At 65.9% G+C, this 13,997-nt stretch carries 10 protein-coding genes; 7 read left to right on the top strand and 3 right to left on the bottom strand.

Annotated elements, in window-relative coordinates; all coding sequences use genetic code 11:
• The first annotated feature begins 121 nt into the window (after window positions 1–121).
• The 7 genes from U9J23_RS27020 to U9J23_RS26990 all read left to right on the top strand — a co-directional run bounded on the left by U9J23_RS27020 (window position 122) and on the right by U9J23_RS26990 (window position 10,421).
• Window positions 122–3,106 carry an ATP-binding protein gene (locus U9J23_RS27020; protein WP_326603590.1) on the top strand — a complete coding sequence of 995 codons (2,985 nt, stop codon included), beginning with the start codon at window positions 122–124 and terminating at the stop codon, window positions 3,104–3,106.
• Window positions 3,106–6,063 carry a hypothetical protein gene (locus U9J23_RS27015; protein ID WP_326603588.1) on the top strand — a complete coding sequence of 986 codons (2,958 nt, stop codon included), beginning with the start codon at window positions 3,106–3,108 and terminating at the stop codon, window positions 6,061–6,063. The genes U9J23_RS27020 and U9J23_RS27015 overlap by 1 nt, the downstream gene beginning before the upstream one ends.
• 56 nt (window positions 6,064–6,119) lie before the next feature.
• Window positions 6,120–6,608, top strand: a complete 489-nt coding sequence (locus U9J23_RS27010; protein ID WP_138846064.1) for a hypothetical protein — start codon at window positions 6,120–6,122, stop codon at window positions 6,606–6,608.
• A 137-nt stretch (window positions 6,609–6,745) separates the two neighbouring features.
• On the top strand, window positions 6,746–7,030 hold the full coding sequence (locus U9J23_RS27005; RefSeq protein ID WP_138846065.1) for a hypothetical protein: 285 nt from the start codon (window positions 6,746–6,748) through the stop codon (window positions 7,028–7,030).
• The gene (locus U9J23_RS27000; RefSeq protein WP_138846066.1) at window positions 7,027–7,605 is read left to right on the top strand and encodes a hypothetical protein; all 579 of its coding nucleotides are present in this window, start codon (window positions 7,027–7,029) and stop codon (window positions 7,603–7,605) included. Before U9J23_RS27005 ends, U9J23_RS27000 begins: the two co-directional genes overlap by 4 nt.
• Window positions 7,606–7,608: 3 nt before the next feature.
• On the top strand, window positions 7,609–9,867 hold the full coding sequence (locus tag U9J23_RS26995) for a peptidoglycan DD-metalloendopeptidase family protein (RefSeq protein WP_326603586.1): 2,259 nt from the start codon (window positions 7,609–7,611) through the stop codon (window positions 9,865–9,867).
• Window positions 9,864–10,421: a hypothetical protein gene (locus tag U9J23_RS26990; protein ID WP_169690315.1), complete on the top strand. Its 558-nt coding sequence runs from the start codon at window positions 9,864–9,866 to the stop codon at window positions 10,419–10,421. Before U9J23_RS26995 ends, U9J23_RS26990 begins: the two co-directional genes overlap by 4 nt.
• A gap of 4 nt (window positions 10,422–10,425) precedes the next feature.
• On the opposite strand, the gene U9J23_RS26985 is transcribed toward U9J23_RS26990, so the two are convergent.
• From U9J23_RS26985 to U9J23_RS26975, 3 genes are all read right to left on the bottom strand, one after another.
• Entirely contained in the window at window positions 10,426–11,370 is a 945-nt protein-coding gene (locus U9J23_RS26985) for a DUF4268 domain-containing protein (protein WP_193904225.1), read from the bottom strand.
• Window positions 11,354–13,168, bottom strand: a complete 1,815-nt coding sequence (locus tag U9J23_RS26980) for a TOTE conflict system archaeo-eukaryotic primase domain-containing protein (protein ID WP_442802300.1) — start codon at window positions 13,166–13,168, stop codon at window positions 11,354–11,356. Before U9J23_RS26980 ends, U9J23_RS26985 begins: the two co-directional genes overlap by 17 nt.
• Before the next feature lie 456 nt (window positions 13,169–13,624).
• Window positions 13,625–13,843, bottom strand: coding sequence for a hypothetical protein (locus U9J23_RS26975; RefSeq protein WP_138846071.1), 219 nt, complete (start codon window positions 13,841–13,843; stop codon window positions 13,625–13,627).
• Window positions 13,844–13,997 lie beyond the last annotated feature (154 nt).

The following is a 13,997-nucleotide window of genomic DNA, read 5'->3' as shown; positions in this document are numbered from 1 at the left end:
CGTGACATACATCTTCCTTGGCGTCCTCGTCATTTGCGTCGTCTACTTCGGTGCTCGGAAAGTCCAAGCGCGCAAAACCTCCGCCCCCACGGGGCGCGCTCGGCAGAAGAAGCTGACGACAGTGGCGGACCGGGAACGGCTGCCGTACCGATACGCGGACGACCTGATCTTCATCTCCGGAGACTCAGTGTGGACCGCGCTGCGGCTCGCCGGCACGACCGACGAGTTCCTCACGGCCGACGAGAAGCAGTCAGCTGCCGAGTTGGTGGCGCAGACCTACAACACGCTGCTGGCCGTCTTCAACGGCAAGTCGGTGCAGTGCCACGAGATCATCCGGTACCGGCCGACGTCGGCGGAGGAGTGGGCCCGGGGCTACCTCAAGACGTCCTGGAATCCGTCGCGACTGATGCGCCAGCTTCTGCGCCACGTGTCGGCGTTGCTGTCCGAATCCACACCGGAGCGCCAGCGCTACCTGATGGTGCGGCTCGGCGAGTTCACCGGCGAGACCGTCCCCGACCCACTCAGCGCCATCGCGAATCGGGTCACCGCCGTCGCCGACGAACAGTTCCGAGCATCGGATCTCGAGCCGTTCCGCGATCTCGCGATCCGGGTGCACCTCCAGCTCGCCACGTTCCGCGCAACACCGTGCACCCGCGGCGACCTGATCTGGCTGATCCGAAAGACACTGTCCGGGCACCGCTTCCCGTCCGAACAGCCGATCCTGACGTCGAAGCCGCTGCGGACAAGTTTCTTCGACATGGCCGTGAACTTCCGTGGTCGCAATGGGCAGGACTATGTCGAGATCATCGACACCGACCCGGATACCGGGGACGAGCGATCGACCTACACCGCAACCCTCGTCGTTGCGTCGTCCGCACCGATCCTCGAGTTCAACCCGGTCATGGCGTGGGGTCCGGCCCTCGCGCAGCTTCCGCGGCCGGTCGAGCTGTCGTGGCGCTACGAGCTGATCTCGGCGGCCGAGTTCAAGGACCGAGCCCTCAAGGTCGCCAAGAACATCAAGGATGAGGCCGCCGACCGCGACAAGGTCCAGGCCTCGGAGGATCCGCGATTCGAGAACAAGTACGACCGGGCGCAGGCCTTGTTCGAAGAGGCGAGTACCGCTCCGCAGCCCGCGATGATCGGCCGGTTGCGGCTGGTGCTCTCAGCGCCGACGCCCAAGGAACTCGTCGCCGCCGAAGAAGACGTCCGAGCGATGATGGGCGACCTGGAGATGGTGCGCGTTCCCCGTGCCCAGTCCCACCTGCTCAAAGAGCAGCTGCCGGGGGACTACACGGGCAAGATCTTCGGCGGCCTCGTCGCTGCGCAGGGTGGCGGGGTGAAGATCGGCGAGCGCACCACCGATGTGTGGGCGCCGGCGGTGGCTCGCCTCGATTCCGATGACCAGGTCGGCGACGCAGTCGAGGCGAACCGGGGGAGGACCCGAGGCTGGCGCGGGTTCCCGGTCGGCTACACCTACACCAATGGCGCGCCGGTCCACTTCGGGCTGCACGTGCAGGTTGCGCGGGACCGCGGCGCAGGCATCGCGATCATCGGCGCCTCGGGCGGCGGCAAGTCGACTCTCGCCCTGCTGCTGTACTTCTGGGAATCCGAGTCCGGCACGCAGTGCATGGTGCTCGACCCGAAGAACGACTTCGAGAAGTTCACGTACTACATCGCATTCGGCGAACAGGTGATGCAGCCGGGATTCTCCGCCGACGCGGAAGCCGGGATTCTCGGTACCGAGGAGTCCCAGTTCCAGCCGGTCAACCCGGAGTTCTGGGCCGAGACCACGATCGTCAGTCTCGCCCGCGGCGCCGCTGGCCAGTTGGATGCGTGGTCGCTGACCGACTCGTACGCCGAGGCTGACGAACTCGCCCGCGGCCAGGTCGAGGTGCTGTTCACCGACAAGGACGATCGCACGATCGTCGAGCAGGCGTTGGCTGTGATGAAGGAGGCCTACGACGCCGAACAGGCCGGCGAACCCATTCACGGCGACCCGATCGTGCCGTCGATGGGGACAGTGGTTCGGTTCCTCGAGCAGAGCCGTGAGAAGTACCGGCCGATGGCAGAAGATGCGGACAACGCGAATGCCTTCAACGCGACCGAGAAGCTCGAACAGCTCGATCGAGTGATCAACCGGTTCAAGCGTGCTCGTGACACTCGCTACGCCAAGCTGCTCGTCGGTAACGGCCAGCGAGTCGACCTCGGTGACATGACCCGTCGGCGGGTCATCTTCACGCTCCACGGGTTTGCGCCGCCGAAGAAGCCGGACCAGCCCGAGACGTGGTCGGAGTCCGAGCGCAATGCGGCAGCCGCGATGTTCACGGTGCTCGATCTGGTGCAGAAGCTCTTCGACGATCGTCCGAAGCCGAATCCGGTGACCGGTGAGATGAAGACGCCGCCGCGTGCACTGTTCGTCGACGAGGGGTACATGATCGCCCGGCAGCCGACTGGGCAGGGCATCCTCTCCCGTGGCCTGCGTCAGGGCCGCTCGCTCAACCTGGTGATCGTGTTCATCTCCCAGCAGCCCCGCGACGTGCAGGAGATTGAACAGCAGGCCAAGGACGCCGGCGAGGCCGACTCGAACCAGTTCGGCACCATCTTCATGTTCCGGCAGAAGTCCCCGGTCGAGGCGGCCCGTGCGCTGGAGCTGCTGCGGGATACCAGCGGAGGGACCACGACCGAAACGGTCGCGCTGGCACGCAAGCTCCTCGAGGAAGGCAAGAGCGCTGGCGGTCAGCTTCGTGGTGGTCGGTGTGTGATGCGCGATGTCGACAACCGCGTCGCCACGGTTTCGGTGGACCAGATGTTCGCCGAGCTCGCCCGGGCTACCGAGACGAACCCGAATGACCGTCCTCGAGCCCAGAGCATTCCGATCAGTGGCAGTGGACGGGACTGGGAGATCGACCCGACCACGATGCTCGAAGTCCGCACGGGAATCAGCGAAGCCAACATGCGCGGTGACTACACCGACGACCTCGAACTCGACGAGGACTGGCACGACTTCATCGCTCGCAACATCGACGAGCTCGAAGCGGCCAATGCCGCGGCGGCAGTGACTGCCGAGCGCCTGTACACCGAATCCGGATTGAAGGATGCGCACTGATGGCTACCCTTGCCCCTCAACAGCTCTGGACCGGCCGCAGCTCGCGGTGGGGCCGCAAGTTCATGGATGTGCTCACCCAGCCTCGTCTGATGTTCCGCGGCGTCGCGGTGGTGTCGGCGCTGTTCCTAGCTGCCGGCCTCGTGCAGGAGATCAGCGTCGTGTCGACCCTCGTGGTTGCCTCGATGCTGGCCGGGGTTGCCGGTCTGGTCGTCGCATGGCGGCGTAGCCCGGCACACGTCTTGGCGGCCGTCTCAACGCTGGTGTACGCGGGCGTAGTCGTCGCGCTCGGTGCGGCATCGTCGTGGCTGACGATGATCGAGGGCAGGTATGCGTACTTCACCGCCTACCTGACCGGGCTGCTGGCGCTCGCGGTGCTGGTACTGCGTTCGCGACGAATCGGCCCCTCGCCGGCACTCACCACCTTCCTGGCTCAGACCGCACTGATGGCCACCCTCCCGCTCCAGCTGTGGCTTTCGTCTGCCTCCGCTGCGATCGGCGGGCTGATCCTCGGGGCCGCGGTTGCGTGGTGGCGGCAGCGTCTCGCGCCACGACGTGCGCAGACGGATCAGCGGGTCCGCCACCTCGCGGGTCGAGCGTGGCAGGTGGTAACCGCGGTGGTGGTGACGTTGCTGGTCACGGCCACGGTGATGCTCGGCTCGGCCGCGCCGGCGGGAGCGTGGGGTTTCTCGTCGATCACGAACGCGATCACGGAGCCCGTCAAGGAAGCCATGTGCGGTATGACCGCACCCAACCTCGAACAGCAGCCGGTGGGTTCCGGCCCTGAGGCATGGTTCTCGAACCTGAACCTGGCTGGTGCGGTCGATGCGGAAACGGGTCAGCGTTCGGACAACGCGAAGGACATCCGTCTCGCGGCCGGCGGCGACATGACGCAGTACACCCTCTACGAGATCTCGGGTCTGCGCGGCTTGGACTGGGTGAACTGGCAGTACTCGCCGGACGCCGACGGGGAGGCGAAGCCCGACCAGTGCTCGATTCCGGCATGGATGTGGACGATGTCGGGCAACGCCATCTTCACCGTCAACCTCTACATCCTGCAGGCGACCATCGCGCTCAAGGAACTCGCGCAGGCGAAGAACCCGGTCGCCTGGCTGTACGACAAGTCGAACTCGGTGGTCGCGAACGTCTTCACCAACCTTGCGCTGCCGCTGATGGGTATCGCGATGGCTCTGGGTGCGATCGCGATCGGAATGGCAGCGGTGCGGGGCGGGGGCCGCGACGCGATCGGGAAGGCGGTCGCATCGATTGGCGTCATGATTCTCGCCGGGGCCATGTTCGGCGGCATCATTGCCGACAAGAACAGCGACCAGTCCCTCGATGAGCCGCAGGGCGCGGGCTTCTACGTCGTGGCAAACACGCTCGATTCGATGATCGGGCAGTTGAATTCGGCGCTGACGACGGCGATCTTGTCCGATCTCAACGATGACAATGGCGAAGAGTTCTGCCACGTCCCGCCGGGGAACACCGAGGCTCTTGGGCAGCGGGTGTCCTCGTGTGTGCTCGCGGAAACCTTGGCGTACCGGCCGTGGGCGCTCGGACAGTTCGGGCCTTCGGGTGGACGTGCGATCAACGTCGATGAAGGCAAGCCCGATGCCGGATCCGGGCAGGCTGTGGAAGGTGTCCGATACGGCCAGGACGCAGCGACCAAGGGCGATGGACTGCCGTGCTACGTCAACCTTGACATGTGCCGTGACCTGCGGACCTACCTGATCGTGCAGCAGGGCGGACCGGCCATCGGCGATCTGGTCACGACCTGCCTGAATGCCAACAATCCGAAGAACCTCGCCGATGCGCAGCAGTGCGTTCCCTATTTCGCTGCAGGGAAGGTTCTGGCTGATCGGGTCACCGCCGTTACAGACGCGTCTGACGGTGATACGGGGCAAACAGGCGGTTCTCCCGCACTGGCTGGAGTTGACGCGAGCACGATGTACTCGGCGTTCACCGGCACCAATGGCCTGCAGCGGCTCACTCAGGCCGCGTCGTCTCTCGTCGCGACGCTGGTCATTGCGATCGCACTCACGTCGCTGTCGATCATCACGATGCTCTGGCACGTGCTGCTGTTCGCGCTCTTCATGATCGGCCCCCTGGTCCTCGCAGGAGCGACATTCACCGGTAAGACCAACGGCGCTAAGGAATGGGTGTGGAATGTGCTGCACACATTCAGCGCACGCTTCGCCTACGGCCTGATCATGACCCTGATCATCTGGCTGATCTGCCTGGTATTCCGCTCCGACAGCATCTACACCGGTATGAAGATCATCATCGTCGGAATGGTGCTGTTCGGGTTCTTCAAGCTGATCCGCAAGATCGACGAGAAGATCCGCCCACAGCAGGGCTCGATGAACGTGAACATGGCCGACCAGGCTCGCCGCGGTATGACTACGACAAAGGCCATGACCGCGTACGCCGGATACAAGGGTGCGCAGCGCCTTTCGCGCGCGCCCGGCGCGGTCGGCCGCGGCACGGGCGCTGCGGTGCAGGCCGGCGGCCGCTCCGCGAAGTCCGCGGTCCTCACCGGCGGCCGGATGGTCAGGGGCGCCGCGGTGGGATCGGTCAACGCGCTCGGTGGTGAGCACAAGTCCAACCTCGCCGCGTCCCGGGCCATGGGCCGCAGCGGGACCCGCGTGATGGCGCGGCGTCTGGTGACCGCCCCAGTCACAGGCACCGCCGGCGCGGTCCGCGGCGCCTACCAGGGAGCGCGGGGCCGCACCCCGGCCTACGCCGGTGAGGGAACGAACCGGGCTGTCGACTCCCTGGCTCGCGGCGCGAAGTCCACGGCCAAGGTGACCAAGGAGGCCCAGTTCCTGGCCCAGTACTCGGCGCTGCGCGCACAGGAAGCGGTGGGCAACAGGCTCAATCCGGCACGCAAGCTCCCCGATCAGCGACGCGGGAAGAACGCGAAGCAGGGAGCGGGCAGCAACGGGGGAGGAGAAGCGTAGTGACATTCTCCGACCCGACTTCGACCGATCTCAGTACGACGACTCAAGGACAGCGCATGGAAACCACGGCCAACGGCAACCACCATCCCGCCGATGACCTCGCCGAGGCGCTCGACGCGTTCGACGCCGCCGGATATGGGGATGAGGTGTTGTACGGCTACGACCCTCAGGTGCTGTACGACAACGAGACCGGTGAGGTTCGGATCATCGTCGTCGTTCCCGTGGAGGGCGGTGGCGAGCAGCCGATCCACATTCCACTCGACGACGAGGGGATGGTCGCCGTCGTCAACGGGCTCGCGGAAGCGCGCGGCGTCCAACCGCGCATGTCGGCGCCGGCACGTCACCCGCTGGCCGAGGAGATCGATGCTCCCGGTGAAGCGCCGAAGCGGTCAGCGATCCGACGAATGGTGGATCCGGCTGGGATCGGCGGGCTGACACCAGATGACCTGCCGCCGACGATCTTCGGAGTGCAGTCGAACAAGATGATCGCGTACATCCTGATCGGAGTGCTCATCATCTCGTTCCTGCTGATGATCCTGCTCTGACTCTATCTGCCTCTCCACGAAGCGGCCCCCACCCGACGGTGGGGGCCGCTTCGCGTTTCCGCTGGTCAGCAGCTGGTGGAGAACCCGTACGCAATCGTCTGTCCGACCGATCGACGTCGACGCAGGAAGGACCCGTCATGGATCTTGCTGACCGCACACGGCGGTGGGCTGGACAGGCCATCAACGAGGTCGGGGCCAGGCTCACCACCACCCGCGGTCGCCTGGTCCTCTGGGGAGTCGTTCTCGTTCTCTCGGCGTCGTTGTCCGAGACCGGATCACAGCGACTCGGCGACGGTGGCGTGCGCATGGCCGCCCTGATGCTCGCGGTGATCGCCCTCGAGCTCACGGTTGCGGCGGTCCGCTGGCTGTGGCGCCGGTTCAAGCAGCGGCGTGCGCGTCACGCTGTCCGGAGCGGCCGATGAGTACGGCCAGCACGCGGACCGCGCTGGCCGCGATACTGCTCGCAGCAGCGGTCGCCCTCGCGGGATGCGGCGGTGACAGCCCATCTGCCCCGGCAACGCCGACTGTGCTCCCCGACGACCCGGGAAACATCGAGGTCACCCCGAAGCACACCTACGCAGAAGTGCCGGCAGCCGACGCTGAGGCATTCGCTATCGACTTCATCAAGCTGTACGGCACGTTCAGCCCCGCCAACCCGGCGCCAGGGCGGACGTGGATGTCGTCGTGGCGGTCGCTTGCCATGCCGGAAGTATCCAGTCGGGCCGAGGCGGAATTCGACAGCATCTGGGGGTGGACCTGGGACCAGCAGGTTCAGGCGCAGGACGTGTTGCCGGCCGGGCCCGTTCAACTCGACGCAGACTTTGGGACGGTGACCGTCCGCATCCCGGCCCGCCGCTACGTGCTCGGGCTCCTCGCGCAGCACGTGGAGGACGGGCATTGGGAGAACCTGCATTTCGAGGTCGTCGTCGGGCCGAGGACTGTCGGGGAGGCCGACTCCGGTCTGGCGGTGTACCGCGTCGAGATGCGTGGTGCCTGACAGATGTGGGTTGTAGCAGGCAAGGTCGCCGCGAAGGCGGCCACCAAGGCGGTCGCGAAGAAGGCCGCCGGAGGGCAGGCTCCGAAGAAGAAACGGTGGCCGCTCTACCTGTCGATTCTCGGTGCGATCGCCGCGTTCTTCGCAGTCCTGTTGCTGTTGGTCGGGAACATGATCACCGCATTCGTCGCGGCGATCACCGGAACCACCACAGTCGTCTCGACTGACTGCGGTGTCGACCGAGGGCGGGTGTCCGCGTTCGGTGCCGCCGGTGGATCGTTGTCCGGTGTCCGTGCCGGATCACTGGCCATCCCCATGGCCTCGGGTACCTACACGATCTCCTCCGGATGGGGGATGCGTGACGGTGGCATGCACAACGGCAGCGACTTCGCCGCCCCCGTCGGCACACCGATCTACGCCGCCGCCGACGGCGAGGTGACCGTCGCCGGTCCCGTCTCCGGATACGGCAACGCGATCATCGTCGAGCACAACCTCAACGGCCAACGGGTCGCCACGCTCTACGGGCACATGTTTGGCGACGGCGTGCTGGTGAAGGCCGGTGACCTGGTCCGCGGTGGACAGCACATCGCCAACGTCGGCAACGACGGCGACAGCTCCGGCCCCCACCTGCACTTCTCCCTGCATCCTGGCGGCTACGTCAACTACAACTCCGGTGTCGATCCGATGCCGTGGCTCACGCAAGACCTGCCCGCAGCCTCATCGCTGGCAGCTGCGCGTCCCGAGTACACGCCGATCGACCCGAGCACGTCGACCAGCGCCAATCCCTTCGACGCTCTCACCGCGCCGGCCGCCGAGATGGTCGCCTTGCCGGCCGAGAAGGGCACCGAGTCCGGGATGCAGGTCGACGGTGTGCGCGTCATGCGGGCCGCGTCGGCGAAGTTCCCCGCCGTCACGACGATCGGTGGCCTACGGCCCGGGGACCCGGGCGACCACGGGTCCGGTCGTGCCGTCGACATCATGGTCCCGGACTACAAGAGTCCCGAGGGGACCAAGCTCGGCGACGACATCGTCGCCTACTTCCAGGCGAACGCCGACGCCTTCCACGTCGACTACCTGATCTGGCAGCAACGACTGTGGCAGAACGGCTCCTGGTCTGTGATGGAAGACCGAGGATCGGACACCGAAAATCACTTCGATCACGTCCACGTCAGCGTCGCCGGTGGTGGAACCCCGAACGGCGACACACGCTACGGCACCGCGCCGGGCATCTCCCCGAATTCTCCACCCGCGATCCTCGCGGCCGACACGTCCACCTCCACCGCCGACTGCATCGAGCCACAGACCAGCGGTGGAGGCGGTCTCGCCGATGGCTCGGTGCCCGAGAAGTACCGGGCCGCGGTCATCGCCGCAGGCTCGATGTGTCCGGAGATCAAACCCCCGCTGATCGCCGCGCAGCTCGAGCAGGAATCCGGCTGGCAGGAAGGGGTCACCAGCGCGGGCGACGGCGTCAACTCCGGTGGCGCCCAAGGTATGGCCCAGTTCATGCCGGGCACGTGGGCAACGATGGGCGTCGACTCCGGCCTGGACAGAAGCGGACGGCCCGAGGGCCCGAACGCGCCGGACCCGTTCAATCCGTTCGACGCGATCGCCGCCCAGGGCAAGTACATGTGCTACATCGTCGACCAGCTCAAACCTCACGTGGCCAGCGAAAAGGTCAAGGGCGACATCGTCGATCTGGCATTGGCCGGCTACAACGCGGGTGAGGGTGCGGTGATCGAGTACGGGGGGATCCCACCGTTCGGGCAGACCCAGGCGTACGTTCCCGGCATTCGCGCCCGGATGGCGAAGTACGAGGCCAACATCGGGTCGTCCCCGGAAGTCCCGGGGGGAGGCCCGGCCATCACCGTCGCCGGCAGTCCCTTCGCGCGCGCGATGATCGAAGCCGCGTCACGTCAGCAGGGTCTGCCCTACGTGTGGGGTGGCGGTGGAGCTGACGGCCCCACTGCCGGTCAGGGCGCCGGCGAACTCGGCTTCGACTGTTCTGGGCTGGTGCTGTACGCCGTCGCGCAGGCATCCGGACAGCGGACGATCCTTCCTCGCACCACCTGGGGGCAGGTCGAGACCGGCACCGCGGTGTCCAAGGAGAACATTCAGCCTGGTGATGCGGTGTATTCCAACGGCACCGCGCATGTGGCCATCTGGCTCGGTGACGGAAAGGTCCTCGAGGCGCAGACTTTCGGGGTGCCCGTCGGCGTCCACCCATTCGACCTGAACAACGCCGAAAACATCAGGAGGTTCGGATGATCCGCCGTGCACTGACCAGTGTCACTGCCCTCGCGTTGGTCGCGGCCGTGATGGCCGGCTGCTCCTCGTCGAGCGAGGAGTCGACACCACAGCCCACCGAGACCGCGCCGACGAAGGTGCTGCCGTCGACCTTGCCGACACTCGACGCGTCGACCATCGACACCAGCGACCCGGATGCCGTGGCCATCGCGTTCGCTGAGACGTCGTACACGCTGTTACCGGGGGCCGATCCGGACATGAACGCTGGAATGGTCCGTGCTGCAGCGGTCCTGGATCCGAAGCTCGCCGAGGACATCCGCGGCCAGGTCGGGCGTTCCTCGCCGGGGTACGAGTGGAACCGGTGGGCGCAGGCGGGTGCGATGGTGGATGCCACTGCGGCGATCGACACGCAAGAGGTGCCGCCGCAGACTGCTCTCGAGGCGTACCGGATGGTGCGGGTGACGCAGACGGTGGAGAACTCGACGCGGTTCATTGCGCGACGACAGCTAGTGCTGCTGTTGACCCTGGTCAACATCGACGGCGAGTGGAAAGTCTCGCGTCTGACCCAGCTCTGAGCTGTTACCTCAGATCCACGCGTGTCAGGACTTCTCGGAGGCGCTCTTGATTGGTGATGAGCCATTCGGCCATCTCGTCCCACCGGTCGCGGTCGTTGATGTCGTTGAACGGCGAGGAAACGATGATCCGAGCGGCCTTGTTGTCCGGCATCGGATCCCATGTCACCTCGGCGTTGACCAGCGAGTCGACGATGTGGCGATGCTCGACCAGGATGGCGTACCGGCGCTCGTTCTCCTCGGCGTTGGCCGAGAAGTACACCTGATGTGTAAGGACTCCGTTGAACCAACTCATCAGCAGCTGAACGTTGCTGATACCCGTGCCTATGGGTTGCCAGGGTTTGTTCAAGCCGGTGGCGTTCGTCCAAGACGGATACCGGTCCCGAATCCGGTCGAGGACAACCGCCCAGAATTCGCGGTACACCACAGCCGACGCGGACTCACCTGTCGAGGTCGCCGCCTTCTTCACTGTCTTCTCCCAGTCGTTCGGTTTGACGACCAGTTCGAAGTTCGGGGCGACGGGGGAGTCGCCGATCCGCACCACACGGATCTCTACACCGAAGAATCTGGTGTCCTCGTCGGTGCGATGATTGAGCCATTCCAGTGCCGCCCGGTGCTCCTCACGGAACCCCGTGGTCACCCACACAATTGTGCTTGGGTTCGTGCCGGCCGCGTACGTGATGATCTGGCCGAGATGCTGATGATCCGAACGCCCGAGCTGGTTTTCGACGATCACCTTCCGGTCCGTTCCCTGATCCCGGCCGATCAAGTCCAGGCGGAACCCCCCGACTCGGTGCTCTGCTGCTTCGAGAACGAGATCGTCAATACCGAGCAGCTCCGCGAGAACATCCGCGTTCTCCAGCAACCAAGGCGTGAAGTGCAATGCCTCGTCCGGCCACACCGTACGGGGCGCAACCGAGGTCAACCGTGCCAACTCAAAGCCGCCTGTCATCGCTGCTTCCCTCCACTCCGGTCATCCGCTCGCAGCTTATGCAGCCAGGGCCCACAGCACGGGACAAAGACGCCAGCACCCGACCGAGTGCTCCAGCAAAGTCCGCCCGACCATCCTTGCCCGTCGGGAAACGGCCACGGAGCAGAGGGAGCGGGTGCTCGGCACGGACCGGCTTCCGGCTCCGCGGTGCTCGTCGCCACGCCAACTCTCGTTGCCACCACTCCCACATCAGCGATTCTGCGGTGTACAGCCTCTGACGTGCTTCGATCACGCCCGCCACGCCCAGCTTCACAGCGGCAGCAGCCATAGCCGAGACCACCTTCTTCACAGCCCGACCGCACCGAGTGACAAGTCCGAGGTCCTGCAGGAGCCGCAGATGCCGAGTGACCGTCGCTGCGGGGAGGCCCGTCGCCTGAGAGAGCGAGGAGGTGCTGTGGTGGCCCGAGAGGAGGGCGCGGTGGGTGGCACCGCAGGCGCCGCCGAGGCCGGTGCTGGTCCAGAGGTCGTGGCGGGCGTGGAGCAGGGTCTGGTGGAGGCGGGTGCCCAGGAGGGGATCGGGGGCGGGTACCCCTTGTGATTCAGTTCTAACCTCAACGGCAGGAAGGTCCAACCGATACCGATCGGATCGCGTTCCCCGGCAGGTATCTACTCGGGTGATCCATCCGTTCTCCCGCAGCCAACTCAGCGCCCTCGACGCAGTCGGCTGCGTGACCCCCGCAGTCAGGGCCAGACGTCGCTGATCGATGTCGAACTCTGTCCGTCCGGTCTCCCACGCAATCAGGCACAGTGCATCGAGAACACATCGTCTGTGGACTCCGGCGTTGCCGCTCCACTGTGTGGAGTCGGTACCGGCGGCGTGCTGAATCTGGTGGGCGCGAAACCTGCCGCCCTTGTCGGTGGTTGTCTCCGCGCGACAGGGGTGCTTCTGGGTCCATCGGTTCCAGGCTGCCAAGGCACGGTCCCACTGGCGCAGCGCGAACCGATCGATGTCGGGGCGTTGAACGCGGCCGGTACCGCCGTAGCGACCGGTGCGGAGATACTCGAGGGCGGGTGCGGTACGCGCGGCGGAGAGGACATCGTCGGTGCGCCATCCGTTGGCGGCCATGCGCAACAGGGCAGAGAACGCAGGGCCACTGTGGTCGTCTCGTGGGCGGATGGGGGTCGACAGCGCGGCGTGGAGCGCGGCGTGGCGGGGGTCGTCTTCGAGGTTGCAGCGGATGGCGGGGGCCCGGGTTTCGACGATGGTCGGGCCGGTGAGGACTTCCAGGCGCGGGGACTTGCGGGGTGTACGGGGCTTCGGCTGCGGCGTCGACTCGGTGGTGCCGGCGGTGTTGAGGACCGTCAGCATCATGGTCAGATGCTTGGAGAGCCGGCGCAGGTCGAGCATGGTCGCGCCGAGGGACAGTGCGGCGAGCGCTTCGTTGGGGTCACCGTCGGGATCGGGCAGTACGGGGGTGGAGCATGTGCCGCTGCGGTGAGCGGAGGCCGGGAGACGGACGCAGCCGGTTCGCGGGTTGGTCAGGGGCGACAGGTCGAGGCTGCTGTGGAGCTGTTTGGTCAGGCGGGCGAGGGAGCGCACCGCTCCGGCGGCTACCGGCTCGGCCATGCGGATCCAGACGTGGCGGCCCCATTGGCTGCCGGAGGCTGTCACCAAGTGTGGGATGTTCAGCGACCGCAGTGTCGAGGTGAAGGCGAGTGCGTCAGCAATGGAGTCGGCGAGTCCGATCGATGGTGCTTGGGTCGAGTCGAAGTCGAACGCGAGGAATCGGTAGGTGCCGTGAGGGTCGGCGAGGTACATCGCGACGGGGAAGTCCGGTAGGTCGGCCGGAAATGGCGCGTCGGTGTAGGTGTGGGTGCGCGCGGTGTCGACTCGGGCGGAGGGTCGCGGGGACCATTCGTGAAACGCCTGGTAGTAGGTGTGGCGCCAGTTGTGGTCCGTGACAGTTGTGACAGCGTCGTTGTGTGTTGCCGATGGATCAGCGCATAGATGTGCGCTACCATCGAACTGTCCTGCTAGCACAGGAAAGCTCCTCATTGGTTCGGAGCCGCGGATCAGCAGAGCTGGTAACTCTGCCCCGCACATGAACACTGGTTCGGTGAGTTGGCGCTCACCGAGCAGCTACAGAAGCCCCGCTTATGCGGGGTTTAGCTGTTTCTAGGGGTGGTTAGTTCCTAGACATGTACGTCCACGGCTGATGAAGTTGTTCATGGGCCTGACGCCGGTTGGCTGGTAAGGCCGGCCCGGCGTGTGGCGTTAGCCGGTCATCAGCAGCTGGCTCCTCTCGGGCATCAGGTGCCCTAGGCCTACGCGGTGGGCAAGCAGAGAGGCGACGACGTCGGGGCGACGAAGAGCTGCCTCGGCCGCGAACTCGTCAAGGACCGGGACGAGTTCCTTGGGCACGCGAATCGCGAGTGTCCCTGTCCCCTCCGATTCATGGGCCACCGATGGGATGACTTCTGCGAAGTCGAACATCGGCTCACCGTGAAGAACGAGGTCAGGGCGACCGGCGGTTTCGGAGAGCAAGTCAGCGACTGCTCTGCTTACAGGCAGACCACGTCGCTCCGCATAGGTAGCGAGAGCATCGACGACGGCCTGGGGCGCGTGGAAACGAATCTGCGTTCGTTCG

It is taken from the genome of Rhodococcus sp. PD04 (genome assembly GCF_035918275.1).
Lineage (GTDB): Bacteria > Actinomycetota > Actinomycetes > Mycobacteriales > Mycobacteriaceae > Rhodococcus > Rhodococcus rhodochrous.
Note: the sequence above shows the minus strand (reverse complement) of the source record. Positions and strands in the feature narration are given on the sequence as shown.

Bases quoted from the DNA above. Each gene is read 5' to 3' on its own strand.
- U9J23_RS27015 (WP_326603588.1), top strand. From the start codon at position 3,106: ATGGCTACCCTTGCCCCTCAACAGCTCTGGACCGGCCGCAGCTCGCGG.
- U9J23_RS27010 (WP_138846064.1), top strand. From the start codon at position 6,120: ATGGAAACCACGGCCAACGGCAACCACCATCCCGCCGATGACCTCGCC.
- U9J23_RS27005 (WP_138846065.1), top strand. From the start codon at position 6,746: ATGGATCTTGCTGACCGCACACGGCGGTGGGCTGGACAGGCCATCAAC.
- U9J23_RS27000 (WP_138846066.1), top strand. From the start codon at position 7,027: ATGAGTACGGCCAGCACGCGGACCGCGCTGGCCGCGATACTGCTCGCA.
- U9J23_RS26995 (WP_326603586.1), top strand. From the start codon at position 7,609: ATGTGGGTTGTAGCAGGCAAGGTCGCCGCGAAGGCGGCCACCAAGGCG.
- U9J23_RS26990 (WP_169690315.1), top strand. From the start codon at position 9,864: ATGATCCGCCGTGCACTGACCAGTGTCACTGCCCTCGCGTTGGTCGCG.
- U9J23_RS26985 (WP_193904225.1), bottom strand. From the start codon at position 11,370: ATGACAGGCGGCTTTGAGTTGGCACGGTTGACCTCGGTTGCGCCCCGT.
- U9J23_RS26980 (WP_442802300.1), bottom strand. From the start codon at position 13,168: ATGTACCTCGCCGACCCTCACGGCACCTACCGATTCCTCGCGTTCGAC.
- U9J23_RS26975 (WP_138846071.1), bottom strand. From the start codon at position 13,843: ATGTTCGACTTCGCAGAAGTCATCCCATCGGTGGCCCATGAATCGGAG.